The sequence below is a fragment of the Burkholderia sp. ABCPW 14 genome, from assembly GCF_001523835.1.
Taxonomy (GTDB): domain Bacteria; phylum Pseudomonadota; class Gammaproteobacteria; order Burkholderiales; family Burkholderiaceae; genus Burkholderia; species Burkholderia mayonis.
Genome location: NZ_LOVS01000111.1, coordinates 161403 through 187917, shown reverse-complemented (window position 1 = coordinate 187917; position 26515 = coordinate 161403). Strand labels below are relative to the sequence as shown.

Here is a 26515-nt window from a genome sequence, read left to right as displayed (position 1 = left end):
GCCGTGGTAGCCGTTCCTGCGCGAGATCACGACCTTCTTCTGCGGCTGGCTCTGCGTGCGCCAGTATTGATGGACGACGCGCAGCACCGTGTCGTTGCCTTCCGATCCGCTGTTGCAATAGAAGAAGCGATTGAACGACGGCGGCGCGATCTCGGCGAGCAGCGCCGACAGCTCGATGATCGGCGGGTGCGTCGTCTTGAAGAACGTGTTGTAGAACGGCAGTTCCTGGAGCTGCCGATACGCGGCGTCCGCGAGTTCCTTGCGGCCGTAACCAACGTTCACGCACCAGAGTCCGGCCATCCCGTCGATGATCTTGTTGCCGTCGGAATCCCATAGATAGACGCCCTCGGCCTTGACGATCACGCGGCTGCCGGCGCGATTGAGCGCGCCCATGTCGGAAAACGGATGGATGTGGTGCGCGGCGTCGAGCGCGCGGTACTGCGCGGTGCTGCGCTGCGACGCGGTCGCGCGCAGCGGCTGTACAAAAGCGATGTCTTCGGTTCGATACGTCACTTTGATCTCCTGAATGCGGCGCGCGAGCGCTCGCTCAAACGTGCAGCAGCAAATGCCTGCGCTCCCACGAGCTGATCACGCGGAAAAATGCTTCGTACTCCGTTTCCTTCAGCGCGAGATAGGCCTTCACGAATTTCTCGCCGAGCATCTCGGCGAGCGGCGTGCATGCGCTCATCAGCGTGAGCCCTTCCTCGAGATTGCGCGGCAACTGATACGGCAGGCTGTAGCCGTCGCTCGCGAGCGGCTGGGTCGGTTCGAGCGCCTGCGTGACGCCGAGATAGCCCGCCGCGAGCGTGCCCGCGATCGCGAGATACGGATTGCAGTCGACGCCCGGAATCCGGTTCTCGATCCGCCGCGCGGCTGCCACCGAATGTGGGATCCGGAAGCCGACCGTGCGGTTGTCGTAGCCCCACTGCACGTTGATCGGCGCGGCCATGAAGCGAGACAGCCGGCGATACGAGTTGATGTACGGCGCGAAGATCGGCATCAGCGCGGGCGTGTACTTCTGCAGCCCGGCGAGATAGCCGCGGAACATCGGCGTCACGTCGCCGCTCGCGTCGATGAAGAGATTGCGGCCCGTCTCGATGTCGACGATGCTCTGATGGATGTGCATCGCCGAGCCGGGCTCGTTCTCCATCGGCTTCGCCATGAATGTCGCGTACATGTTGTGGCGCAGCGCCGCCTCGCGCACCGTGCGCTTGAACAGGAACACCTGGTCGGCGAGCGCCAGCGCGTCGCCGTGCAGGAAGTTGATCTCCATCTGCGCGGCGCCGACTTCGTGGATCAGCGTGTCGATGTCGAGGCCCTGCAGCTCACAGTATTCGTAGATATCCTCGAACAGCGGATCGAACTCGTTGACTGCTTCGATCGAGTACGACTGCCGCCCCGTCTCCGCGCGCCCCGTACGCCCGACGGGCGGCCGCAGCGGCAAATCCGGGTCCTTGTTCATGTCGACCAGATAGAACTCGAGCTCCGGCGCGACGACGGGCTTCCACCCTTTCGCGCGATACAGATCGAGCACGCGGCGCAGCACGAAGCGCGGCGAGATCCCGACGGGCGAGCCGTCGAAATGCACGCAATCGTGAATCACCTGCGCGGTCGGATCGACCGCCCACGGAATCAGGCAGATCGTCGACGCGTCGGGCACGCACACCATGTCGGGATCGGTCACGCCCGTCAGCGTGCCATCTTCCGGGTAGTCGCCGGTCACGGTCTGCACCATCACCGCCTGCGGCAGTCGCATCGATTCGCCCGTTTCGAACTTGTTGCGCGGGATGATCTTGCCGCGCGCAATCCCCGCCATGTCGGGGATGATCGCTTCCACTTCGGTGATCCGGTGCTGCCTCAGAAAATCATCGATGTCTTGCATGTGAGCCTCTCTTCGATAAGCTTCGACGGCCGTCACGCGCGTGTCGCGCGCTCGGCCGCCCTGCGCATTCGGGCGCGGCACGCCGCGCCGAACACCGCAAAAATCTCTTGCGACAGCGGATTGCTGTCGAACCGCCATTCCGGATGCCATTGCACACCGAGCGCGAACGCGCGCGCGTCGCGCACGCCGATCGCTTCGACGAGCCCGTCCGGCGCGCGCGCCTCGACGGTCAGCCCGTCGCCGAGCCGTTCGATGCCTTGCGCGTGCAGCGAGTTGACTTGGACGGTTTCCGCGCCGTGCGCGAGGCGCTGCAGCAGGCCGCCCGGCTCGAGCCGGATCGGATGCGCGGGGCCGTACTGCACGTCGACCGACGCGGACAAGTCCTCGCGATGATCGGCATGGCCGCTCAACGCGTGCACTTCCTGATGCAGCGTGCCGCCGTACGCGACGTTCAGTTCCTGCATCCCTCGGCAGATCGCGAGCATGGGCACGCCGGCGTCGATCGCCGCGCGCACGAGCGGCAGCGTGGTCGCATCGCGTGCCGCGTCGTGCAGCGTGCCGGGTGCGCTCGCCGGGCCGCCATAGCGCGCGGGCTCGACGTTCGAATAGCTGCCCGTCAACAGCAGGCCGTCGACGAGCGCGAGCAGTTCGTCCGCGCGCTGCCGCGCGCCGAGCGCGGGCAGCACGATCGCAATCGCGAGCGCGCCGTCGGCGACCGCGGTCAGGTATTTCTCGCCCGCGACGTGCGCGACATGCAGGCCGACCGTCTTGCGATCCGCGCAGATGCCGACGACGGGCCGCCGCGCGGTGTCGATGCGTTCATCCATCGCGTTTTCTCCGATTCGATACGAGCGACGAACGCGCGCGCGGCACGTGCGATGCACCATCGCGCTCGCCGCAAAAAACGGGAACGACGTTGCGCACGAGCGCGCACGCTCGAACACGCACGCACGTTGCGGACCGCGAGATGAAACGTCGATTCGACGGATGCGCGCGTCGCGCGGCGACGCGACGGCCGCACTTCGCGCGACAGGGCGCGCGCACCGTCCCCTCGCACGCCTCGCGACATCGCGAGGCTGCGCAGCAGCGACGAACCGACGAGTGACGAAAAGAGGCGCTAGGGCAACAGCGAGGCGACGCCGTCGTCGTGAACCGCCATGTAGGCGCGTGCGGCGACCGCGTTGTGACGGCGCACGGAGCGCCGGGACACGGTGGTGAAGATGGACAGGCTTGGGCTGGCGAGAAACTTGCCGCAGCCGTCGTCGGCGGCATCGACGGCGTGCGGAAGATTCGCGCGCCGACTTCGATCCCGTCTGACCAAGGGGCCTTGGACTCTCACGATCACACTCGACTGACTGTTTAAAGTAATGAGCGCGGCAAGCGGCGATGCGACTTCGCATGCGCCGCCGCCCGGCCAGCCGGTCGATCGTCGCGAACGTCGCAGCAGCTCGTTCGCGCGTGGCGACGGCGTCGGAAAACGCCGCCGTTATCGATGTGACGGCTAGCTGACAATCAGCTTATCGTATCTGGAAACGCAGTCAATTCCGTTTCAAAAATACGGAACCAGGGTTTTCCCTGACTACGCTTCGGAAGCGATGCTGGAATATTCGACGACAAGTGTCGAGGAACGCACGCATCGCGCGGCATTTCCGCGCTATCCGATCGGAATCCGAAACATCTCCGCTTCGCACGCACGCATCGCGCGGCAAGCGTGCGAATCACGACCGAAGATCGCACCCGCCTCGAATCGCATGCGGCGGCGCGGCTCCGCACGCAGCGCGCCATCCCGAGCAACGCGCCACGAAAACGGGGCCGCCGCTGCAACGATGTCAACGATGCTCGAGCGCGGCCTTCAGGAGCGCCTCGAGCAGCGGCGCGATGCGCTGCGCCTTCGCTTCGTCGTACGAATAAGGCCGCGCCTCTTCCATGTAGGTCGCCTGCACGAGCTCGAGCTGCACCGACTGCACGCCGTTCTCCGGTGCACCGTAGTGCCGCGTGATGTAGCCGCCCTTGAAGCGTCCGTTCGCGATCGACGTGTAGCCGCCGTGCTTGTCGACGAGCGCGGCCAGCTTGTCGGCGAGCCCCGGCGCCGCGCTCGCGCCGCTCGACGTGCCGAAGTTGAAGTCCGGCAGCCGGCCGTCGAAGAAGCGCGGCACGTGCGAGCGGATCGAATGCGCTTCCCACAGCAGCGCGCGGCCGTGTTCGTCCCTCAGGCGCTGCAGCTCGCCGACGAGCGCATCGTGATACGGCGTCCAGTACCGCTCGCGACGGCGCGCGATCTCGGTGACGGTCGGCTCGTCGCCGTCCGCGTACAGCGGCGCCTTGTCGAACGTGTCGACGGGCACGAGGCCCGTCGTGTCCTGGCCCGGATAGAGGTTTGCGTCGTCGGGCGGACGGTTCAGGTCGACGACGTAGCGCGCATGCGACGGCACGAGCACCGACGCGCCGAGCGCCTTCGCGAAATCGTACAGGCGCTCGAGATGCCAGTCGCAGTCGTCGACGTAGCGCGCGACGGGCGTCATCGTCGCGGCGATTTCTTCGGGAATATGGGTGCCCGCGTGCGGTATCGACACCAGCAGCGGCAGCGTGCCGCGATGCAGCGTGAATACCGGCGGATGCGATGCGGTGTTCATGATCGTTCGACCTCGTTGATGATGCGGCGCCTCACGCGGCGCGCCGGCCGATCCGCGCCGCGCGCCGCGCATGCGGCGGCCGGTTGCGGCGCCGCGTGCGCGAGGCACACGGCTTGCATGCACTTCGTCTCGCCGCGCGGGCAGCCCTGCCCTCGCACCTCGCGCCGCATGTCGGATGCGGCGCGTATGCTAACCGTATTGCGCGGCAGCCGTGCTTCCGTACCTTCGTACCATCATGCGTTCATGCAATCCGGCTGCGTACTCAGCGCAGCAATTGCGCGAGCGCCGCGCGATATCCCGCGTACGCGGATTCCTCGTCGCGATGCCGGCGCGCGCTCACGACCTGCTCGCCGCCGACGTACACGTCGAGCACCGGCGTGTCGCCGTGCTCGGCGAACACCGCGCCCGACAGCCACGTATCGCTGCCGTGCTCAGCGATCGACGGATGTGCCGGATCGAGCACGATCCAGTCGGCGCGCCGGCCCGCTTCGAGCGCGCCGACCGGCCGGCCGGCCGCGCATGCGCCGCCCGCGAGCGATGCCGCGAACAGACGGTCTGCCACGTGAGTATGCGCCGAATCGGCAAGCACATTGCGCTCGCGCCGCACGAGCCGCTGCCCGTATTCGAGGAGGCGCAGTTCGGCGCGCCAGTCGACGGCCGCATGGCTGTCCGAGCCGATGCCGATCGCGCCGTCCGCCGCGAGATAGTCGACCGCCGGGAAAATTCCGTCACCGAGATTCGCCTCGGTCGTCGGACACAGGCCCGCGATCGCGCCGCTGCGCGCGAGCGCGCGCGTCTCGGCCGCGTCGAGATGCGTCGCATGCACGAGGCACCAGCGCGCGTTCACGTCAAAGCGGTCGAGCAGCCACTGCACCGGCCGCGCGCCGTACGCGCGCACGCAGTCGTCGACTTCCGCCGTCTGCTCGGCGATATGAATGTGCACGGGCGCATCGGCCGGCAATCCTCCGAGCAATTCGCGCAATCCGCTTTCCGACACCGCGCGCAGCGAATGCGGCGCGATGCCGTAGCGCAGCCCGCCGTGCTCGGGCAGCGCGCCGCGCAACTCGTCGACGAGCGCGAGCAGCGCGTCGGGCGTGTTGATGAAGCGGCGCTGGTCGTCGCGCGGCGCGCGTTCGCCGAAGCCGCTGTACTGATACGCGACGGGCAGCATCGTGATGCCGATGCCCGCGTCTTGCGCCGCGCCGACGACGCGCGCGGCCAGCTCCGCGCGCCGCGGATAGCGCGCGCCGTCCGGTGCATGATGGACGTAATGAAATTCGCACACCGACGTATAGCCGCTCTTCAGCATCTCGACATAGAGCCAGCGCGCGACCGCGGCGAGCGCATCGGGCGTGATCTTCAGCGCGAAGCGGTACATCAGGTCGCGCCAGCTCCAGAACGTGTCGGACAGGTTCGCGCGATATTCGGTGAGCCCCGCCATCGCGCGCTGGAACGCGTGCGAATGCAGGTTCGGCATGCCGGGCAGCAGCGGCCCGCTCGCGCGCGCGACGCCCGCAGGCGCCGCCGCGTTCGCGCGGACGTCGACGAGCGCGCCCGTCGCGTCCCAGCGCAGCAGCACGTCGCGCCGCCAGCCGCCGGGCAGATAGGCATGCTCGGCAAACAACATCGAATCGATCTTCGTCATGCTTGTCTTCCGGTCAGCGCGCATCGCGCGCGAATACCGTCACGCCGCCCTTCACGACCCGCTCGCACAACGGCCGGCCGAACCAGTACGCAAGCTCCGCGAGCGTCGCCACCGACCACACGGCGAAGTCCGCCTGCCGCCCCGGCGCGAGCGAGCCGTGCCGGTCGCTTGCGCCGAGCGCCGTCGCCGCATGGCGCGTGACGCCGAGGAGCGCTTCCTGCACCGTCAGCTTGAACAGCGTGCAGCCCATGTTCATCGTCAACAATAGCGACGTGAGCGGCGACGTGCCCGGATTGTGATCGGTCGCGAGCGCGATCGGCACGCCGTGCCGGCGCAGCAGATCGATCGGCGGCATTTTCGTCTCGCGAATGAAGTAATAGGCGCCCGGCAACAGCACGGCCGTCGTGCCGGATGCGCGCATCGCCGCGACGCCCGCCTCGTCCAGATATTCGAGATGATCGGCGGACAGCGCGCGATAGCGCGCGGCGAGCGCGGTGCCGCCGCCGTTCGACAACTGCTCCGCATGCATCTTGACCGGCAGTCCGCGCCGCGCGGCCGCCTCGAACACCCGCTCGCTCTGCGCGAGCGTGAAGCCGATCCGCTCGCAGAACACGTCGACCGCGTCGACGAGCCCTTCGTCGGCGAGCGCGGGCAGCATCCGATCGCAGACTTCGTCGACGTAGGCGTCCGCGCGGCCCGCATATTCGGGCGGCAACGCGTGCGCGCCGAGGAACGTCGTGTAGACGCTCACCGGGAAGCGCTCGCCGAGCTGCCGCGCGACGCGCAGCATCCGGCGCTCGCTCTCGAACTTGAGCCCGTATCCGGACTTGATCTCGATCGCGGTCACGCCTTCGGCGAGGAGCGGCCGCAGCCGCGCGGCCGCCTGCTCGAAGAGCATCGCCTCGCTCGCTTCGCGCGTCGCGCGCACCGTCGACACAATGCCGCCGCCGCGCTGCGCGATCTCTTCGTAGCTCACGCCGGCGAGGCGCCGCGCGAACTCGTCCGCACGCTGGCCGCCGTAGACGAGATGCGTGTGGCAATCGACGAGGCCGGGCGTCACCCATGCGCCGCGCAGATCCTCGCGCGCCCAGTGCACGTAGCCGGCCGGCACGTCGCTCGCGCGTCCGAGCCACGCGATCGTGCCGTCGCCGTTCACAGCGATCGCGGCGTCGGCGATCGTATCGTTCGGGTCGCCGTGCGCGCACAGTTTCAGGTTGTGCCAGAGAATCGATTTCATCCGCTCAAGCCTTGTCGTGAAGAAGCGTCAAGCCGACCGCGAGCAACGCGCCGTCGCCGTGGATCGTGCATCGTAGCTCGCCGTTCGCGGGATCGTCGAGGCGCAGCGTGTCGAACGGGCTCAGCACGACGGGCGCGCCATCGCCGAGATCGACGACGGGCGCACCGCTCGCGCAGAACAGCAGCACGGCATGCGCGCGCAGCGCATACGCCGCGCCGCCGCCGTGCCACGCGTCGACGCTGCCGCGCGCCGCGTCGCGCCGCGTCATCAAGTTGAAGTCGCGCGTCGGGCCGTCGTGCAGCTCGGCCGCGAGCGCGGTCTCGCCCGCGAATGCGACGCGATCGAGCGGCGCGCGCAGCACGTGCCGCGCGCCGCCCGGCTCGACGAGCGTCATCCCCGCGCCCGCGAGCAGCACGAGCGTGCGGTCGATGCCGTCGAAACGCGAGAACGGCCCCGGCTGCGCGATGTCCGCGACGCTCACGCGCCACGCGAAGGTGTCGAATGCGGCGCCGGTCGCGCGCTCGCCCGACGGATGCGCGGCGATCTCGCGCGTCACGCCGCCGCCATTCTTCCACGGCGATGCAACGAGCGAATCCGCGCGTATCAGCGTCGCTTGCATCGTAGACGACACCATCCGCGTCAGCGTCCGAGCATCGGCAGCTTGAGACCCGCTTCCTTCGCGGTGCGCTGCGCGAGCTCGTAGCCGGCATCCGCATGGCGCATCACGCCCGTGGCCGGATCGTTGAACAGCACGCGGCCGAGGCGCTCGTGCGCGGCATCGGTGCCGTCGGCGACGATCACGACGCCCGCGTGCTGCGAGAAGCCCATGCCGACGCCGCCGCCGTGATGCAGCGACACCCACGACGCGCCGCCCGCGGTGTTCAGCAGCGCATTGAGGAGCGGCCAGTCGCTGACCGCATCCGAGCCGTCCTTCATCGATTCCGTTTCGCGGTTCGGGCTCGCGACCGAGCCGGTGTCCAGGTGATCTCGGCCGATCACGATCGGCGCCTTCAGCTCGCCGTTCTTCACCATCTCATTGAACGCCTGGCCGAGGCGATAGCGATCCTTCACGCCGACCCAGCAGATCCGCGCGGGCAGGCCCTGGAACGCGATGCGCTCGCGCGCCATGTCGAGCCAGTTGTGCAGGTGCGGATCGTCGGGGATCAGCTCCTTGACCTTCTGGTCGGTCTTGTAGATGTCCTCGGGGTCGCCCGACAGCGCGACCCAGCGGAACGGCCCCTTGCCCTCGCAGAAGAGCGGCCGGATGTATGCGGGCACGAAGCCCGGGAAGTCGAATGCGTTCTCGACGCCCATCTCGAGCGCCATCTGGCGGATGTTGTTGCCGTAATCGAGCGTCGCCGCGCCGCGCTCTTGCAGCGTCAGCATCGCGCGCACCTGCACCGCCATCGACTGCTTCGCCGCCTTCACGATGCTGTCCGGCGCGACCTTCTGCGCTTCGCGCCACGCTTCGACGGTCCAGCCCTGCGGCAGGTAGCCGTTGACCGGATCGTGCGCGCTCGTCTGGTCGGTCACGCAGTCCGGCGTGATGCCGCGCGCGACGATCTCCGCGAACACGTCGGCCGCGTTGCCGAGAAGCCCGATCGACACCGGCTTGCCCGCGCGCTTCGCGTCGTCGATCATCGCGAGCGCTTCGTCGAGCGTCTTCGCCTTCTTGTCGACGTAGCGCGTCTTGAGGCGAAAATCGATCCGCGATTCGTCGCATTCGACCGCGATCATCGAGAAGCCCGCCATCGTCGCCGCGAGCGGCTGCGCGCCGCCCATCCCGCCGAGACCGCCCGTCAGGATCCAGCGGCCGCTCGGATCGCCGTTGAAGTGCTGGTTCGCGACCGAGAAGAATGTCTCGTACGTGCCCTGCACGATCCCCTGGCTGCCGATGTAGATCCAGCTGCCCGCCGTCATCTGGCCGTACATCATCAGGCCCTTGCGGTCGAGCTCGTTGAAGTGGTCCCACGTCGCCCAGTGCGGGACGAGGTTCGAGTTCGCGATCAGCACGCGCGGCGCGTTCTCGTGCGTGCGGAACACGCCGACCGGCTTGCCCGATTGGACAAGCAGCGTCTCGTCGTCGTTCAAGTCTTTCAGCGACGCGAGGATCTGGTCGAAGCAATCCCAGTTGCGCGCCGCGCGGCCGATGCCGCCGTAGACGACGAGCGCGTGCGGATGCTCGGCGACCTCCGGATCGAGGTTGTTCTGGATCATCCGGTATGCGGCTTCGGCGAGCCAGTTCTTGCAGTGCTTCTCGCTGCCGCGCGGCGCACGGATCACGCGGGTCGGATCGAGACGCGGATCGATGTGTTTCGGGTGATTCATGACGACTGCTCCCGGAAAGGAATGTGAAGGTTCGTTAAGCGTTCAGAAATGGCCGGTGAAGCGATAGCGGCTGCTCGGATGCCAGAGATTCACGACCGACGCGACGACGCCTTGCGACCATGTGCGCCGATGCAGCACGAGGCACGGCTCGGTCTCGCCCGTCTCGAGCTGCTCGCGCATCGCGCGCTCGGGCATCGCGGCCTCGATCCGGTACTCGACGCGCTGCAGCGGCGCGACGCGCATCAGGTACTGGTTGGGCGTGATCGTCGAGAAGTCCTGGTCGGCATAGTCCGCGGCGACGGCCGGATTGACCCAGCGCTCTTCGAGCTGAACCGGCTCGTCGTTCTCGTAATGCAGCATCGCCGAGCGGAAGATCTTCGTGTTGAGCGGCACCTGCATCTCGTCGGCGAGCGCATCGTCGGCCTTCATCGTGACGAGGTCGAGCACGCGCGCGTGGTGCTTGTGACCGCGCGCGGCGATCTCGTCGGAGATGCTGCGGATCGCGACGAGCGTCGATTCGTACTTCGGCCGCGCGACGAAGGTGCCCGCCCCCTGGATGCGCGTGAGCACCTGCTCGGCCGTCAGCTCGCGCAGCGCGCGGTTGACGGTCATCCGCGCGACCTTGAATTCGCGCGCGAGCTCGTTCTCGGACGGCACCTGATCGCCTTCCGCCCATTCGCCGGCGTGAATGCGATCGAGGATGAAGTCCTTGATTTCCTGATAGGCGGGCGTGCTCATCGTCTTATTGTTCCGATTCGAACGCGAGCGGGCTCAGCTTCGCGAACGCGCGCTCGCGCACGCGCTGCGCGATCACCGCGATGTCCGGCGCGAAGTAGTGGTCGAGGTCGTAGTGCGCGACGTCCGCGCGGATCGTCTCCATTGCCTTTTGCAGCTTCGGGCTCGTTTCGTGCGGCGCGCGCAGGTCGACGCCCTGCGCGGCGGCGAGCAGCTCGATCGCGAGGATGTGCGCGGTGTTGTCCGCGATGTCGGCGAGCTTGCGCGCGGCGAACGTCGCCATCGACACGTGGTCTTCCTGGTTCGCCGACGTCGGCAGCGAATCGACCGAGGCCGGATGCGCGAGCGTCTTGTTCTCCGACGCGAGCGCGGCGGCCGTCACGTGCGCGATCATGAAGCCCGAGTTCACGCCGCCGTCCTTGACGAGGAAAGGCGGCAGGCCCGACAGCGTCGCGTCGATCAGCAGCGCGATCCTGCGCTCGGCGAGCGCGCCGATCTCGGCGGCCGCGAGCGCGAGGTTGTCGGCCGCGAACGCGACGGGCTCCGCGTGGAAGTTGCCGCCCGACAGCACTTCGCCCGTGTCCGGGAAGATCAGCGGGTTGTCCGACACCGCGTTCGCTTCGATGAGCAGCACGCCGGCCGCGTGGCGCATCTGGTCGAGGCACGCGCCCATCACCTGCGGCTGGCAGCGCAGGCTGTACGGGTCCTGCACCTTGCCGCAGTCGCGGTGCGACACGTTGATCGCCGAGCCTTCGAGAAGCGAGCGGTACGCGCCCGCCGCGTCGATCTGGCCGCGATGGCCGCGCAGCTCGTGGATGCGCGCGTCGAACGGCTTCACCGAGCCCGCCGCCGCGTCGACCGACAGCGCGCCCGACACGAGCGCCGTGCGGTACAGGTCTTCGATCGCGAACAGGTTGTCGAGCGCGAGCGCGGTCGACGCCTGCGTGCCGTTCAGGAGCGCGAGCCCTTCCTTCGCTTCGAGCGTGAGCGGCGCGAGGCCCGCGACGCGCAGGCCGTCCGTCGCGCTCGCGCGCTCGCCGCGGATGAACACTTCGCCGATGCCGAGCAGCGCCGCGGACATGTGCGCGAGCGGCGCGAGATCGCCCGACGCGCCGACCGAGCCCTTGATCGGGATGAGCGGCAGCACGTCGGCGTTGAACAGCTTGACGAGCGCGTCCATCACGACGCGGCGGATGCCCGAGTGGCCGCGGCCGAGGCTCGACAACTTGAGCGCCATCAGGAGGCGCACGACGGGACGCGACATCGGCTCGCCGACGCCCACCGCGTGCGACAGCACGAGGTTCTTCTGCAGCAGTTCGAGCTGGTCGTGCGGAATGTGCGTGCTCGCGAGGCGCCCGAAGCCCGTGTTGATGCCGTAGGCCGGCTCGCCCTTCGCGGCGATGTCGGCGACGGCTTGCGCGCCCCGGTCGATCGCGGCGAAGCTCGCGGGATCGAGCGCGATCTGCACGTTCTCGCGGGCGATCCGGCGCAGTTGCGGGAGAGTCAGGCGGCCTGGGGTCAGCGTGATCATGAAGGGGTCCTGTCTATACAAGTTTCGGAGTGAGATGAAGTGTAGTGACTCGATGTTGTATAGACAACTTGTTTTTCAAAAATCCGGGCTAGGAGTTTCCCCTAACCCGGCGGGGTGCAAGATCGAATCGGGGACGGAGTGGCCGGACGGGCCGCAGCGGGCTCGACGCCGGGGTAGCCGGGATGGCTGGCGCGTTGCGGCGAGGCTTTCGATCGCCGATATCCGCGACGCGAATGACGGTGGCGCAGAGGCTTGCTCCGATGGCTGCCGCGACGTATCGCTATCGCTATCGACATGCGAAGCCGCGAGTCACCGGCGGCCGCGCAATGCGTCGATTGCTTCGATGCGCTGACGCTCGAGCGAACTCGGACGATCCAGACAACCCGGATGATTCGAGCAGCGGGCCGTCGATCCAGGCGGCACGGACGATTCAAGCTGCCGACGATTCGTGCGACTCGCTCGACGAATCTCCGCGAAACGCATCGCCGCTAGAACGCGCCGCCTTCCGCGCGCCGCCACGCGACGCACGCGGCGTAGCCGGCGGGCGCGTCGAGCCAGGCGGCGTCGAACGCCGCCGCGCCGCTCGCCGGCGCCGTCGGCTCGACGATGCCGACGACGGGCGCGGCCGTCTCGCTCGACGGCGCCCCGCCATCGAGCACCGAAAACGCGGTCAAGCCGCCGCCGATCCCGGTGCCAAGCGCTTTCAGAAACGCCTCCTTCGCCGCCCACACGCGATAGAACGCCGCTTCGCGCTCGCCGACGGGCAGCCTGTCGATCGCCGCCGCGTCGGCGGGCGCGAACACCGCGCGGCCGAGCGACTGCCAGTCGACGCCCGCGCGCCGCTCTTCGATGTCGACGCCGACGCGCGTCGCGCGGCTCCATGCAATCAGCGCGTGCGCGCCGGAGTGAGACACGTTGAAGTCGAGCGTCGGCGCAAGCGCCGCGTGCTCGGGCGCGAGCTGCGGCCGGCCGGACGCGTCGGTAGCAATCCGCAGCTCGGCGGGCGGCAGATCGAGCGCCGCGCCGATCAGGCTGCGCAACACGGCGCGCGTCGCCGCGCTGCGCAGCGTGTCCTCCGCGCGAACGAAACGGCGGGCGCGCTCGCGCTCGGCGTCGCTCAACCGTTCCAGCGCGCGCGTGCCGCGCGCCGCAGCGAGATCGAAATCGAGCCGCACGAGCCGCACGCCGGCGCGCTGCGCCGCTGCGGGCGGCGGCAGCTCGACGACGCGGTAGGCGTCGTCGTACGTGAGCGGCAAAGCGGCGTCGGTCGGCTGGCGCATCGGCGGCGGTGCACGTCGTGCATGAAATGGAAAGCGCTCGATGGTAACGGATCTTCACGCGCCGAGTCGCGCCGACCGCGGCCGACGCACGCCGCTCAACCGGCCGCCGTCCGTCCGCCCTCTTCCGCGCGCGCCACGCGGCCGCGCTCGTGCGCGGACGGCTGCCGATGGACGTCGCCCGGCGCGTCGGGCGCGAGCGCGCCCGTCTTCAGCCAGCCGAGCGCGATCGGCCAGAGCGTCTGCTCGAAGCGGCTGTGAAAGAACGCGAAATGCCCGATGGACGCCGTGCCGATCTGCTCGGGCGCGATCCGCAGATGCGTGACCGCGCTGCGCGTGTAATAGCCGAGCAGGCGTTCGACTGCCTCGACGCTGCCGAACTCGTCGTCCGACAGCCCGACGGCGAGCACCGGCGCGCTCAGGCGCGCGAAGCGCTCGACGAGATCGCGCCGCGCGTCGGCCGTCTCCGCGATCGGCCCGCGCACGTACGCGTCTTCGAAGCGCGGCCGGCTGCGGCACCACGACAGCGCGACGCCGCGCGGCGTGTCCTCCATCCAGCCGAGCCGCTTGGCGGGAACGTAGCCGAACAGGCGCGCGATGACGGGCATCAGCAGATGCCATTTGATCAGCATCCGCAGTCGATGCGAGCCCTTGTAATCGCGCCAGTACGCATATTGCGCGCCGACCGTAAACGCGCGCCGCACGAGCGCGTTCGATGCGGCAAGCCCGAGCGTGACCCCGCCGACGCTGTGCGCGACGACGTCGACCGGCTGGCCCGGAAACGTGCGCGACGCGTATTGCAGGACCGCGTCGCAATCGAGACGTCCCCAGTCGAGCCAGCTCGCGCGAAAGCCGGCGAGCGCGGCGGGCCGCGATTCGCCGATGCCGCGATAGTCGTAGACGAGCACGTCGCTGCCGTGGCTAAACAGATAGGCGGCGAAACGGAAGTAGTAGCGGCAGCGCACGGACGTCGCGCAATTGACGACCGTCACCGGCCTGCCGGCCGCCGGGCCGCGATGCCGCCACGCGAAGCCGCGCACGGGAAAGCCGTCGGCCGCCGGCGCGACGAAAGGCTCGGGCGGAATGGCGTCGGGCGGCTGGTCCGGCATGTCGTCTCCTGTGACGGTCGTATCGAGACGGCGCGCCGCGCGGTCGCATGAAGCGCCGGCCGGCGGCAGCCGTCGTTGTTTCGGTTTTCGACGGATCGGCGGGCGAACGTCCGGTGTTCGCTCGCCGAAATCGGGCGGCTTCGCGGCGCGCGAGATCGGCGCGCGAAAACAGCGCGCGTGCCCGTGCGTACGCTGCGTGCGCGCCGCCATCTGCTCAGGTTCTGCGTTTCGCCGCCTCGCACTCGGCCGGGCGAGCATCGCGCAGCCGCGCGCTTCCGGAATCGCCTATCGCACAAGTGATGCCGCGCAGCCGGACAATTCGGGAAGCAGCAACGATACGTTACTCGATTTGCGGAAAAGCAGCAGCGCGGTGCCGTAATCGCGCGATATGCCGGCGAGGGACGCGGAACGCGGAACGCGGAACGCACACGAAGCGCGACGCGCGTGCAACACGCGTCGCAACACGCGCAGCAGAATATATGCGCGCTTCTCCAAAGCAAGCGGTAGCGACGCCGTGCGAACGCCGATTCGCGCTGAGCGAGCGCTGCGTCGAAGATCAGTGGGATCGCCGTCCGATGCCGCGTTGCGGCGGCGTGTCGATGGGTCGAAATCCGGCTGTTCGGGAAACGACGATCGGACACCGCGCAAAGATATAAGAAACAACGTCGTCGCGCACGAATCCGTCAGTAATGCGCGATAACGGATGCCATGACGCGCGAACGCTGACGATACGGAAGCGCCATCGTTGCTCGCGAAATTCGGGGTTGGACATTCGGAGACGGGCGTTCAAGCTTCGATGCCGAGACGCCCGCATCGCGCTGGTAGCCGCCACGCACGTATTCGCCACAAAGCACAATCGGCCGCCGATCCGGCCCTCTCGCCCTCTCGCCCTCTCGCCCTCTCGCCCTCTCGCCCTCTCGCCAACGCGCCAACGCGCCACCGCGCCACCGCGCCACCTCACGTCCTTCAACGATACCGCGCGCGACTCGCCAATCCGGGCCCGCCCGCGCACGCTCGATGCGACTCCGCTCCACTCAGCTCAGCTCAGCAACCCGAGCATCGCCGCGCGCACGACGGCCGCCGTCTTGTTCGCCGTCCTGAGCTTGAGGATCGCGTTCTTCACGTGGAAGTTCACCGTATCGACGGAGATCGCGAGGATCTTCGAGATCTCGCCCGACGTCTTGCCGTCCGCTGCCCACTTGAGCACCTCGACCTCGCGCTCGGTCAGGCCGCGCTCCGGATCCGCCATCAGCTTCGGCAGCATCATGCGGCCGAGCGCGGCGTGCGCGGTGCGCACGAGCCAGCGCATCCGGTACTCCTTCGCGTCGAGCTCCGCTTCCGTCATCGGTTCGCCCGAGCGGACGAGCGCGAGCATGCCCATGCCGCCGTACGCGTCGAAGTTCGACTGCGCCCAGCCGAACCGCAGCCCGAACGATTGCGCCTCGACCCACATCTGATGCGCGGACGCGAACAGCGCCTCGGTCAGGACGATCGGCTGCTGCGACCGGCGGCCGTGCGCGAGGATCGGATCGACGTCGAGAAAACCCGCCTCTCCGTAGCGCCGCTTCCATTGCTCGGGAAAATTGCTGCGCGTCTCGATTCGCGGCCTCGACAGCGGCCACGGCACGCGCAGCGCATACGCGCAGTATTCGAAGTCGAGGGCCGTCGTGGCGGCTTCGATGCTCCGAAACGCCTCTTCCTCGGATCGGGCGCCGTCCAGCCCCGCCAGCAGGTCCTCTGCCCAATTCCCCATCGCCGCCCTCATCGGATCTCCATGTCCAGGCAAGCCGAAGTCTCGCGCGTCGGCGGCGCGAAGCGCCGCGTCCAATGTGTCGATGCGAGGCAGATCAACCGGCCCGAATGATCAGCGTGATTTTTATGATTGTGCTTTTTCAGCTCGTGTTTTCGTGTAATTCGATTCGAATTACACATGCGCGACCTCATTCGGGCAAATGAGATTTTTTCATTCGTCAAAACGGGCCCATACGCGGCTCGAATAGGCGACGGGATCGCTCAATGCTTCTATTGATTATTCACGTGCGTCACCGCGGATATCTCGAAAAAAGGCCGTTGCGCAAGCGCCGGCGGAACGGGCAACGCGTCTCGCTCGTGCTCGTCGGCACACGCGCCGCGCGAAGCTTGCGCGATGTCTCTTTTTTAACCGAAGAGTGAACCCGGATGAATTTCGCGATTGGCGCAATCGCATCGCCGAAAAGAAAAACAACGCGCGCTCGTCGCACCGCAATATACGTTCGGCAATGTCGGCCGGCCCGGTAATGCGAGCCGCGCGCGTCGCGGCAGACGATGGATGAACGCATGCAGTCGGCTGCCTGCGCGCGCCGCGCAGGCCCCTTTGCTCGGCGCCGATGTCGTCATCGGTGAGCGACATGGCGTGCACGCAGCGAACGCACGGGAAACGAAGCAGCGCGCCGGCATGCCCGTCAATGAATTGGAAAGCAGAAAGGAAGCGCGACGACAGGACCCGGCATGCAATGCATGCCGGGCGTGGCCGGCCGCGCGCCGGCAAGCCGGATGCTTCGCCGGCCGAACAATCGTCAGCCGGCGGGCCGCGCAATCGGAAATGGCGCGGACACGGCCGCAGCGAGCTGCGCCGGCAGCACGGTCACTTGGTTGAGCTGCGCCATGACTTCGCCAAGCGAAAACGCGACGCTGCAGTTCGTCGTGTCGATCGAGATGTCGGGTGCGACAGGCGGCTCGTAGGTGCTCGACACGCCCGTGAACTGCATCAATCGCCCTTGCTCCGCGCGCGCGTACATCCCCTTCGGATCGCGCGCGCGACACACTTCGAGCGGCGTCGACACATAGGCCTCGAAAAAGCCGTTCCCGACGATCGAGCGGGCGAGATCACGATGCGCCCTCAGCGGGGAGATCGTCGCGACGACGACGACGTAGCCTTCGCGCTGGAACAGCTTCGCGACGTGCGCGAAGCGGCGAATGTTCTCCATCCTGTCGGCGTCCGAAAAGCCGAGATCCGAGCACAGGCCGGTGCGCAACGTATCGCCGTCGAGCACGATCGCCTTCGCGCCGCTCTCGAGCAGCCGGCTCAGCAGAGCATTCGCGGTCGTCGTCTTGCCGGCCCCCGGCAACCCCGTCATCCACACGACCGGAGCAATCGCCTCCGGCGGAAATCCGCCATTCATGTCCATGCATTCGCCTCTATCAAACTGCCCCTGGCACGGAGCGAGAGTTTAACAACTGAAAAAGATTAAAAATGCGGTCTTTCCGGAATATTTCGGCCATATTAATTACAAAAGATTAAATGCACCAGATCAGGATTCACCTTACGGTCACCAGTGCATCGAGCGCCCGCTTGCGCGCGGCGTCGTGAGCGACGACCGGCAGCGGATAGGTATCGCCGAGCCGCACGCCCGCAGCGGCCAGTTGCGCGGACGGCGCGACCCACGGCTCGTGGATCGCGTTCGCCGGCAAGCCGGCCAGTTCGGGCACCCAGCGCCGCGCGTACGCGCCGTCCGGGTCGAACTTCTTCCCCTGCGCAATCGGATTGAAGATCCGGAAATACGGCGCGGCATCCGCGCCGCAACCCGCGACCCACTGCCAGTTCGCCGCGTTCGACGCGGCGTTCGCGTCGACGAGCGTATCCCAGAACCACGCGCCGCCTTCGCGCCAGTCGGTCAGCAGATGCTTGACGAGGAACGATGCGCATACCATCCGTGCACGGTTGTGCATCCAGCCCGTCGCCCATAGCTCGCGCATACCGCCGTCGACGAACGGATAGCCGGTTGCGCCGCGCCGCCACACGGCCAGCGCCGCGGGATCGTCGCGCCACGGCGAACGACGTGATCGTGTCGGCCTCGTCGCCGCTCAGCAGCACGAGCCCGCTGCCGAGCGCAGCGAGCGCCGCGTCGAGCGCGCGCAGCGCTCCGTGCCGCCACCAGCGCGCCGCGCAGCGAACGTGCACCGGCGCGCTCATCGAACACGTACACGCCGATCACGGGACGTCCCGACTCGGCGGCACGCACCAGCGCGGGATGATCGGACACGCGCAGATCGTCGCGAAACCAGACGACGGCGGGAGCGATCGAGAAAGCGGCGGACAAGTGGTAGACCTCTGCGAAAGAAAAATGAAATATCGTAAATGCGGACTGTATCGGGGCGAGTGCGGCGCGAGAACGGCGAATAAGCTCGCCATGCGGGAAAAACCCGCTCAGTATCGATCTTTCATCCTTCTTGCGCCGTCCCCAAATATACGGAATTACCCTCGGTTTTATACGTCATTCGTTTCGCAATCATGGAATACGCGGATGTTTGAATCATCGCTCGACGCAAGCGACATGGCGGCACCCCCGGCTGCTTCGCTGTTTGGAGGCCGCGCCCTAATCCGAATGTTTGGCTGAACGATAATTGAGCACGTATAAATCAGCGCAACGGGCATGAACTCGTCGGCGCGAGCGACAATTGCTTGCGTACGCAATAAATCGAAACACAACAAAATCGGTACCCAACAATGGAGGGTGACAATGGCAATTCAGCAACCGGCATCAACGGTCTGGACCGACACGAAGCGCTATTGGTGGCTGCTCGGCGCGCTGACGATCACACTGCCGCTCCTGGCCGCGTTCCTCGCGCTGTGGACCGGCTGGCACATCTTCTGGTGGTTCGGGCCGCTCTTCGCGTTCGGCGTCATTCCGGTTCTCGACATGCTGATCGGCGTCGACAGTGAGAATCCGCCTGACGCCGTCGTGCCTCAGCTCGAAAACGACCGCTACTACCGCTACGTCGTCTATCTCGCGACCTTCATCGTCTACGTCGCATTCGCGGGCGCGATGTGGATCGTAAGCACGCAGTCGCTCGCATGGTACGACTATCTCGGCTTCGCGCTGTCGCTCGGCGCGGCGACCGGCATCTCGATCAACACCGCGCACGAGCTCGGCCACAAGACGAGCCCGTTCGAGCGCTGGCTCGCGAAGATCACGCTCGCGCCCGTCGCGTACGGCCATTTCTTCGTCGAGCACAATCGCGGCCATCACGTGCGCGTCGCGACGCCGAACGATCCCGCGAGCGCGCGCTACGGAGAATCGTTCTGGGCATTCTTGCCGCGCACCGTGACCGGCAGCGTTGCGTCCGCGTGGCGACTCGAACGGGAGCGGCTCGCGCGCAGCAGCCGCTCGGCCTTGTCGTGGCGCAACGAAGTGTTGCAGTCGTGGGCGATGACGCTCGCGCTGTGGGGCGCCGCGATCGCGTTCGGCGGCACGAAGGTGATCCCGTTCCTGCTGATCCAGGCGGCGTACGGCGCATCGCTGCTCGAAGTCGTGAACTACGTCGAGCACTACGGACTCGGCCGCAAGCAGTTGCCGACCGGACGCTACGAGCGCTGCACGCCGCAGCATTCGTGGAACAGCAACCACGTGGTGACCAATCTGTTCCTCTATCAGTTGCAGCGCCACGCTGACCATCACGCGAATCCGACGCGCTCGTATCAGGCGCTGCGGCACTTCGACGATTCGCCTCAATTGCCCGCCGGCTATGCGGCGATGATCCTGCTCGCATACGTGCCGCCGCTATGGTTCAGGACGATGAATCCGCGCGTCGTCGCCCACTACGGCACGAACATGGCGCAATCGAACATCAAGCCTTCGATCCGGCGGAAAGTGCTCGCGGATCTGGCCGTCGCGAACACGTGACGATGCGGGCCGTCGCACTGCGACGGGTTCGCCGCATGACGAGCCGCGTGTGCGCGCTGTTGACGCGCGCCGCGGCTTTCTTTGTCGTTCAGATCGGGCGCGGCGCGGCATCCGGCGACGGGTTGTCTTGCTTCTCTTCGCCTTCCGCACTTTCTCGTCTTCACGCCCTCGCGCTTAAAGCCCGCTCCCGCTCGTTGGTTCACGTCAGCCGCCGCATCGTGGCCGTCGCCTCGCGCTGAACGTCACCCCGCCTCATCGCGCTCGCATCCACTGCGGCTTGTCTTTCCGACCACCAGACGCTCGGCTCGTCGGCTTCGCGCTTCGCCCGCACTGCGTGCGATCACGTCCCCCCTGCAACCCGCCTCGCGGCGTCATACCCGCCCGCGACCAATTGACACGCCGTCTTTGCCGTAACGCCCCGCGACCCAATATCGGCGCACCTTCACGGCCTGTCCCATGCGCGGCGCAACCGCGTCGCATCGCCCTGGCGCCGCATCGAGCCTTTACAAGCGCATACCCGTCTCATACCATCCACTAAAACATACATTTGTTGTGCACGTTTAATCGACGGCCCGTCATGCCGCCGTCGCATTGAACGTTTTCTCCACATTCCCCCCTCTTGAAAGGAGAGAGGTCATGCGCTCCACACGTCGTCTATGGACATGGCTCGGGCTCGTCTGCCTCGCGTCATTCGCCGTCCTGCTATGGCTCGGCAGAGACATCTATCTCACCGCACCGCCGATTCCGAACGCGGTCGTCAGCGAAAATGGGCGCGTCATTTTCACTGGCGAGCAGATCAGGCGCGGTCAGCAAGTGTGGCTCGCGTCGGGCGGCCAGCAACTCGGCACCGTCTGGGGCCACGGCAGCTACGTCGCGCCGGACTGGTCGGCGGACTGGCTGCATCGCGAAGCGCTCGAACTGCGCGAAGCGTGGGCAGGCCAGCAATTCGGCGCGCCGTACGCGAAGCTGCCGGTCGATCAGCAAGGCATGCTCGATGCGCGTCTGAAGCATGAGATGCGCGCGAACCGATACGATGCCGCAAGCGATCACCTCACGCTGTCGGACGTGCGTGCTGCCGCGACGCTACGAGTCGCTGAGCACTACGAAGCATTGTTCGGCACCGATTCGTCGCTCGACACGCTGCGCGATCAATACGCGATGACGGCGGGTTCGGTGCCGGGCGCGGCCGACCGCACCGCGCTCGCGTCGTTCTTCTTCTGGTCCGCATGGTCGGCCACGACCGATCGTCCGGGCGACACGGGCATCACGTACACGAACAACTGGCCGCACGAGCCGCTCGTCGGCAACACGCCGACGGCCGCGAATGGCATGTGGTCGATCGCGAGCGTGATCATCCTGCTCGGCGCGATCGCCGGGATGATCTGGTATCACACCGCGCACGGCGAGCACGACACGCCGCTCGCCGTGCCGACGAATGATCCGCTCGTCAACGTGAAGCCGACGCCGTCGATGCGCGCGACGAAGAAGTACTTCTACGTCGTGATCGGCCTGTTGCTCACGCAGGTTCTGATGGGCGCGATCACCGCGCACTATGCGGTCGAAGGCCACAGCTTCTTCGGCATTCCGCTCGCGGACGTCTTGCCGTGGATCGTGAGCCGCACGATCCACACACAGTTCGGTATGCTTTGGATCGCGACCGCGTGGCTCGCAACGGGTCTCTACATCTCGCCGCTCCTGTCGGGCCGCGAACCGCGCCTGCAGAAGCTCGGCGTCGACGCGCTGTTCTGGGCGCTGATCTTCATCGTCGTCGGCTCGACCGTCACCGGCTGGCTCGGCTCGCTCAAGCATCTCGGCACGAACTACGCGTTCTGGATCGGCAACCAGGGCCTCGCCTATACGAGCATGGGCCGCGTCTGGCAGATCCTGCTCTTCGTCGGCCTGCTGTTCTGGCTGTTCCTGATGGGACGCGCGCTGATGCCCGCGCTGAAGAACAAGGCGACCGAAGGCCGCGGCCTCATCGGCATGGTGTTCCTGTCCGCCGCATGCATCGGGCTCTTCTATGCATCGTCGCTCGCGTGGGGGCAAAACACGCACTACTCGATGATCGAGTACTGGAGATGGTGGCTCGTGCACCTGTGGGTCGAAGGCTTCTTCGAAGTGTTCGCGACCGCGGTGATCGCCCTCATCTTCGCGCGCCTCGGCCTCATCCGCTTCGAAAGCGCGAATCGCGCGATCGTGATGGAAACAATCGTGTTCCTGTTCGGCGGCATTCTCGGCACGCTGCACCATCTGTACTTCACCGGCACGACGACGTCGATCATCGCGGTGGGCGCCGTATTCTCCGCGTGCGAAGTGGTGCCGCTCGCGCTCGTCGGCATCGAAGGCTGGCAGACGTATCGCAAGTCGCACGCCGCGCCCTGGATCCAGTCGTACAAGTGGGCGATCCTCTGCTTCGTTGCGGTCGGCGTGTGGAATACCGTCGGCGCGGGCCTGCTCGGCTTCTCGATCAATCCGCCGATCTCGCTCTACTACGTGCAAGGCCTCAACATGACGCCCGCACACGGTCATGCCGCGCTGTTCGGCGTGTACGGGATGCTCGGCATCGGCCTCATGCTGTTCTGCCTGCGCGGCATAACCGCCCGCAGCGCGTGGAGCGATGGCCTGCTCAAGCCCGCGTTCTGGCTGCTCAACGTCGGCCTCTTCATGATGGTGTTCCTGTCGATCCTGCCGTCGGGCATCTATGAAGCGTATGCGAGCGTGACGAAAGGTCTCTGGTATGCGCGCTCGCCGGAGATCGTGCATGCGCCGATCATGAACGCACTCGTGTGGCTGCGCGTGCCGGGCGACATCGTGTTCGCGTTCGGCGTGCTGTATCTCGGCTGGTTCGCGCTGCGCCTGCTGCGCCGGCCCACGCCGTCGCAACCCGACGAATGCGCCGTCGGACAGACCGTGCAACGCACGTAAGCATCGTCACCTGAACTTGCCGGCCGCGCGCGATGCGCGGCCGGCCTTCTCCCCCTCCTTCCGTTCGGGGCCAACCATGTGCAATTCTTCAAGAATCCGAAGCGAAATGCCGGACGAGCGCGCGCTGCGCGACGCGCTCCGAGCCGTCATCGATCCGGAGATCGGCGTCAACATCGTCGACCTCGGTCTCGTCTACAGGATCGAACGCACCGACGAGCGCATCGTCGTGACGATGACGATGACGTCGCCCGCCTGTCCGATGGCGGGCGTCGTGATCGACGACGTGCAGGCGACGCTCGGCGACCTCACATCCGATGCGCTGCCCGTCGACGTCGATCTCGTCTGGGAACCGCCGTGGGCGCCCAAAATGATGAGCGACGCCGCGCGCGAACTGATGGGCTGGCCCATCGCGTAGCACGCTCGACGTCCTCCAAGCCTTGCGGACCGCCATGCGACCGACCGTGTCCCTCACTCGCCCGATCGTCCGCGTCGCGGCGGCCAGCATCATCGTCGCGCTGCTCGCGTGCGGGGTGTTGACGGGCCTCGCGCGGCTCGGTGCGACCGTGCCCACGCACGCCGCGTCGAAGCTCGCTTGGCATGGCGTCCTGATGATTCCGGTCTTTTTCGGTGCGGTGATCGGCATCGAGCGCGCGGTCGCGCTCGGCGCGCGCTGGGCGTATCTCGTGCCGGCCGCGGCCGTCGCAGCGGGCATCACGCTGCTCGCGGGCGCGCCGCCGGCGCGCGCCGCCGCGCTGCTCGTCGGCGCAGCGAGCGTCGCGCTCGCCGTCGGCACCGCGGTGTTGCGACGGCAAAGGGCGCAGTTTCTGTGGGTGCTCGCAGCAAGCGTCGCGTGCTGGTGGGCGGGCAACGTCGTCTGGCTGCTGACGGGCGATCCGTTCTCGGCCGTGCCATGGTGGCTCACGTTCCTGATCCTGACGATCGCCGCCGAGCGGCTCGAACTCACGCGCGTTCGCCCGCTGCCGCGCAGCGCGAGCGCCCTCTTCTGCGGCCTCGCCGCGCTGCTGCCTGTCGCCGCGGCGCTCGCGCCGTGGCACCCGCTGCCCGCGCTGCGGCTATTCGGTGCCGGCGAGTTGCTGCTCGCACTGTGGCTGATCCGCTACGACATCGCGCGCCGCACGGTGCACCAGCGCGGCCTCGCGCGCTTCATCGCCGTCTGCCTGCTGTCCGGCTATGGCTGGCTCGCCGTGAGCGGCGCGCTCGGTCTCGACGGCGCGCTCGCGCCCGGCCATCCGGCGCACGACGCCGCCCTGCACGCGCTCACGCTCGGCTTCGTATTCTCGATGATCCTCGGGCACACACCGATCATCGTGCCGGCCGTCGCACGGTTGCGCGTGGCATATCGGCCGTTCTTCTACGCGCCGCTCGCGCTGCTGCATGCGGCCGTCGCGCTGCGCGTCGCGGGCGGCCTCCTCGACGCGTTCACGCTGCGGCGCGCGGGCGGTGAAGCCGCCGCCGTCGCGATCGCGAGCTTCGCCGTGACGCTCGCGATCGGCATCGGGCTCGCGCGTCAAGCGAAGACGCGCCGAGACAGCGGCAAACGTCCCCTTTAAATCGCCATCTCCGCGACGTCAAAGGTCCGGCACGGCGGCCTTGCGCTCGAGCAAGGCCGCGGCCGTGCAATCTTGTCGCAGGGCTTGCGCGCGTTTCTTCTATATGATGCATTCAGAAAGCAACATATAGAAGAAGGGGAACGTCATGCTGCTCGCCCGCTCGACGGACCGCAACGTACTCGCGCAGCCGGACGGCCGCCGCAGCGCGCTGTGGTCGACCGGCTTCCGGCCTTTCTATCTGGGCGGCGCGTGCTTCGGCGCGATCGCGATGCTCGCGTGGCTCGGCGCGCTCGCCGGCCGCGACTGGGCTGGTCACGCGCCGCCGATGAGCGGCCTGTTCTGGCACGCACACGAAATGATCTTCGGCTTTGCCGGCGCGATCGTGTCCGGCTTCCTGCTGACGTCGGTGCGCACGTGGACGTCGACGAATCCCGCGCAAGGTCCGTCGCTCGTCGCGCTGTGGCTGCTGTGGCTCGCGGGCCGCGTGCTGATGTGGACGGGCCCCGGCTGGGCCGCGGCGGCCGTCGACATCGCGTTCCTGCCCGCGATCGCCTATGCGCTCGTCCGCGCGCTGGTCGGCGCGGAGAATCGCCACGGGATCTTCCTGCCCGTCGCGCTCGGCATACTCGCCATGCTCAACGCGCTATTTCACATAGGGGTCCGGCAAGGACACGCCGCATGGGCGCTGCGCTGCGCCGATCTTGCCGCGGGTTTGCTCGTGCTCTTCATCGTCATCATCGGCGGCCGCATCATTCCGTCGATCACGGCCGCCGCGCTGCCCCGGTTGCCGGTGAAGCAGTGGCGGATCGTCGAATCGTCGGTGATGTCGGTCACGTTGGCGGCGCTCGTAGTCGATGCGGCCGGCGCGCCCGCCTGGGCGATCGCCGCGCTCGCATGGACGGCCGCCGCGCTGCACGCGGCGCGGCTCGTCGGCTGGCGCTTCTGGGCGGTCGGGCGGCGGCCGATGCTGTCGATTCTGCACGTCGCGTATGCGTCGATCGCGGCCGGCTTCGCACTGACCGGCCTGAGCGCGTATGGGCTCGTCGCGCATTCGCTCGCGCTGCACACGTTCACGACGGGCGCGATCGGCTGTGCGATCGCCGGCATGATCACGCGCACTGCGCTCGAGCACACGGGACGCGAACAGGCCGCACGAGCCGCCGAACGCGTCTGCTACGGGCTCCTGATCGTCGCGACGCTCGCGCGCGTGCTCGGGCCGTGGCTCGCCCCCGCCGCGACCGCGCAGTGGCTCGTCGTCGCCGGCATCGGGTGGTCCACCGCGCTGGTCGTCTATCTGGCACGCTATGCCGGCCGTCTGATGTCGGCCGCCGCGATTCCATCCGGTTCGGACACGAAATCCGGCAAGTGAACGTGCTGCGCGGCGGTTACACGCGCTGCGCTCGCTTTCAACCGCCTCGTTCGCCGTTGCGCCGAAAGCGGAGCGCCCGCCGTTCATCGAATACGGATCGGTCGTCGTTCGTCGGTCGTCGGTCGTCGTGCGTCGGTCGTCGTGCGTCGTTCGTCGTGCGTCGTGCGTCGTGCGTCGTGCGTCGTGCGGCTGCGGCGAGTCGACCTCTTCGCTCATTCATCGCAGACCGCGTAATGCGCGGACGCACCCTACCGTAGTCGGCTCATCGTCGACGGCAAATCGGTCCGCACAAAATTGCATGTGTGCGAAGCAGCCCTCGATTCGTTACTCATGATTCGCTCGCGTTCGGATGCCGGACGATCGTGCATCGGCAACGCGCGCGCCGGCAAGCGTCCGTTCGACGCACGCCGAAGTCGTCCTGTCGATGCAGCACGACAAACTCGGCCATCCGTTCCTCTGTGGCGCCTTCGATCCGCGCAACCCGGTCGCCGATGTCGCAGCCCTAATTCGCCGCGCCTTAATCGCCGTCAAGCGCGCGCCAAACTTCGCCAGATCGCCGTTGACCCATACAACATCTGGTATTTAGCATTCATCCCGTCACCAGATTTTG

Annotated in this window: 22 protein-coding genes and 2 pseudogenes; 7 read left to right on the top strand and 17 right to left on the bottom strand. The window is 67.3% G+C overall.

All coding sequences use genetic code 11. From position 1 onward, the window contains the following. The 13 genes from WS62_RS17335 to WS62_RS17275 form a co-directional block, all read right to left on the bottom strand. The coding region (locus WS62_RS17335) for an aminotransferase class III-fold pyridoxal phosphate-dependent enzyme (protein ID WP_156441025.1) at nucleotides 1–513 on the bottom strand (513 nt) is incomplete at its 3' end. 34 nt (nucleotides 514–547) lie between these two features. Beyond that, nucleotides 548–1882, bottom strand: coding sequence for a glutamine synthetase family protein (locus tag WS62_RS17330; RefSeq protein WP_066572997.1), 1335 nt, complete (start codon nucleotides 1880–1882; stop codon nucleotides 548–550). 32 nt (nucleotides 1883–1914) lie between these two features. Continuing rightward, the gene (locus WS62_RS17325) at nucleotides 1915–2709 is read right to left on the bottom strand and encodes a gamma-glutamyl-gamma-aminobutyrate hydrolase family protein (RefSeq protein ID WP_066573061.1); all 795 of its coding nucleotides are present in this window, start codon (nucleotides 2707–2709) and stop codon (nucleotides 1915–1917) included. Between the two features lie 290 nt (nucleotides 2710–2999). Next, the gene (locus WS62_RS17320; RefSeq protein WP_066572994.1) at nucleotides 3000–3203 is read right to left on the bottom strand and encodes a hypothetical protein; all 204 of its coding nucleotides are present in this window, start codon (nucleotides 3201–3203) and stop codon (nucleotides 3000–3002) included. 508 nt (nucleotides 3204–3711) lie between these two features. Next, a complete protein-coding gene (hutG, locus tag WS62_RS17315; RefSeq protein ID WP_066572991.1) occupies nucleotides 3712–4515 on the bottom strand; it encodes an N-formylglutamate deformylase in 804 nt (267 codons plus the stop codon). A gap of 262 nt (nucleotides 4516–4777) precedes the next feature. Further along, nucleotides 4778–6160, bottom strand: coding sequence for a formimidoylglutamate deiminase (locus tag WS62_RS17310; RefSeq protein ID WP_066572989.1), 1383 nt, complete (start codon nucleotides 6158–6160; stop codon nucleotides 4778–4780). 13 nt (nucleotides 6161–6173) lie between these two features. Beyond that, nucleotides 6174–7397: an imidazolonepropionase gene (hutI, locus tag WS62_RS17305; RefSeq protein ID WP_066572987.1), complete on the bottom strand. Its 1224-nt coding sequence runs from the start codon at nucleotides 7395–7397 to the stop codon at nucleotides 6174–6176. A 4-nt stretch (nucleotides 7398–7401) separates the two neighbouring features. After that, complete coding sequence (locus WS62_RS17300) at nucleotides 7402–8016, bottom strand: HutD/Ves family protein (RefSeq protein WP_066573058.1); 615 nt, start codon at nucleotides 8014–8016, stop codon at nucleotides 7402–7404. 20 nt (nucleotides 8017–8036) lie between these two features. Further along, entirely contained in the window at nucleotides 8037–9725 is a 1689-nt protein-coding gene (hutU, locus tag WS62_RS17295) for a urocanate hydratase (RefSeq protein ID WP_066572985.1), read from the bottom strand. Nucleotides 9726–9767: 42 nt separating this feature from the next. Beyond that, nucleotides 9768–10463, bottom strand: a complete 696-nt coding sequence (hutC, locus tag WS62_RS17290; protein ID WP_066494113.1) for a histidine utilization repressor — start codon at nucleotides 10461–10463, stop codon at nucleotides 9768–9770. A 4-nt stretch (nucleotides 10464–10467) separates the two neighbouring features. Further along, on the bottom strand, nucleotides 10468–11991 hold the full coding sequence (hutH, locus tag WS62_RS17285) for a histidine ammonia-lyase (protein WP_066572982.1): 1524 nt from the start codon (nucleotides 11989–11991) through the stop codon (nucleotides 10468–10470). A gap of 488 nt (nucleotides 11992–12479) precedes the next feature. Beyond that, the gene (locus WS62_RS17280; RefSeq protein WP_066572980.1) at nucleotides 12480–13271 is read right to left on the bottom strand and encodes a 4'-phosphopantetheinyl transferase family protein; all 792 of its coding nucleotides are present in this window, start codon (nucleotides 13269–13271) and stop codon (nucleotides 12480–12482) included. 95 nt (nucleotides 13272–13366) lie between these two features. After that, nucleotides 13367–14377: an alpha/beta hydrolase family protein gene (locus WS62_RS17275; protein WP_066573057.1), complete on the bottom strand. Its 1011-nt coding sequence runs from the start codon at nucleotides 14375–14377 to the stop codon at nucleotides 13367–13369. 10 nt (nucleotides 14378–14387) lie between these two features. Between WS62_RS17275 and WS62_RS38220 the strand changes: the two genes are divergently transcribed. Further along, nucleotides 14388–14756, top strand: a complete 369-nt coding sequence (locus WS62_RS38220) for a hypothetical protein (protein WP_231748323.1) — start codon at nucleotides 14388–14390, stop codon at nucleotides 14754–14756. Between the two features lie 660 nt (nucleotides 14757–15416). On the opposite strand, the gene WS62_RS17265 is transcribed toward WS62_RS38220, so the two are convergent. The 4 genes and pseudogenes from WS62_RS17265 to WS62_RS39040 form a co-directional block, all read right to left on the bottom strand. Next, the gene (locus WS62_RS17265) at nucleotides 15417–16130 is read right to left on the bottom strand and encodes an autoinducer binding domain-containing protein (RefSeq protein ID WP_066494119.1); all 714 of its coding nucleotides are present in this window, start codon (nucleotides 16128–16130) and stop codon (nucleotides 15417–15419) included. An 802-nt stretch (nucleotides 16131–16932) separates the two neighbouring features. Then, nucleotides 16933–17544 carry an adenylyl-sulfate kinase gene (cysC, locus tag WS62_RS17260; protein WP_066572977.1) on the bottom strand — a complete coding sequence of 204 codons (612 nt, stop codon included), beginning with the start codon at nucleotides 17542–17544 and terminating at the stop codon, nucleotides 16933–16935. Between the two features lie 130 nt (nucleotides 17545–17674). Next, nucleotides 17675–18187: pseudogene (locus WS62_RS38670) on the bottom strand (FAD-binding domain-containing protein); the annotation flags it as partial. Further along, a pseudogene (locus WS62_RS39040) lies at nucleotides 18165–18378 on the bottom strand (deoxyribodipyrimidine photo-lyase); the annotation flags it as partial. The pseudogenes WS62_RS38670 and WS62_RS39040, both read right to left, overlap by 23 nt. 498 nt (nucleotides 18379–18876) lie before the next feature. Here WS62_RS39040 and WS62_RS17250 point away from each other — a divergent pair. From WS62_RS17250 to WS62_RS36560, 6 genes are all read left to right on the top strand, one after another. Beyond that, on the top strand, nucleotides 18877–20040 hold the full coding sequence (locus WS62_RS17250) for an alkane 1-monooxygenase (RefSeq protein WP_066572971.1): 1164 nt from the start codon (nucleotides 18877–18879) through the stop codon (nucleotides 20038–20040). Nucleotides 20041–20676: 636 nt separating this feature from the next. Continuing rightward, complete coding sequence (locus tag WS62_RS17245; protein ID WP_066572968.1) at nucleotides 20677–22965, top strand: nitric-oxide reductase large subunit; 2289 nt, start codon at nucleotides 20677–20679, stop codon at nucleotides 22963–22965. Between the two features lie 76 nt (nucleotides 22966–23041). Continuing rightward, complete coding sequence (locus tag WS62_RS17240; RefSeq protein ID WP_066572966.1) at nucleotides 23042–23380, top strand: metal-sulfur cluster assembly factor; 339 nt, start codon at nucleotides 23042–23044, stop codon at nucleotides 23378–23380. Nucleotides 23381–23414: 34 nt separating this feature from the next. After that, nucleotides 23415–24536: a hypothetical protein gene (locus tag WS62_RS17235; RefSeq protein ID WP_066572965.1), complete on the top strand. Its 1122-nt coding sequence runs from the start codon at nucleotides 23415–23417 to the stop codon at nucleotides 24534–24536. A gap of 145 nt (nucleotides 24537–24681) precedes the next feature. Then, nucleotides 24682–25905, top strand: coding sequence for an NnrS family protein (locus tag WS62_RS17230; RefSeq protein WP_066572964.1), 1224 nt, complete (start codon nucleotides 24682–24684; stop codon nucleotides 25903–25905). A 349-nt stretch (nucleotides 25906–26254) separates the two neighbouring features. After that, nucleotides 26255–26491 carry a hypothetical protein gene (locus tag WS62_RS36560; protein WP_156441023.1) on the top strand — a complete coding sequence of 79 codons (237 nt, stop codon included), beginning with the start codon at nucleotides 26255–26257 and terminating at the stop codon, nucleotides 26489–26491. The last annotated feature ends 24 nt before the right edge of the window (nucleotides 26492–26515 follow it).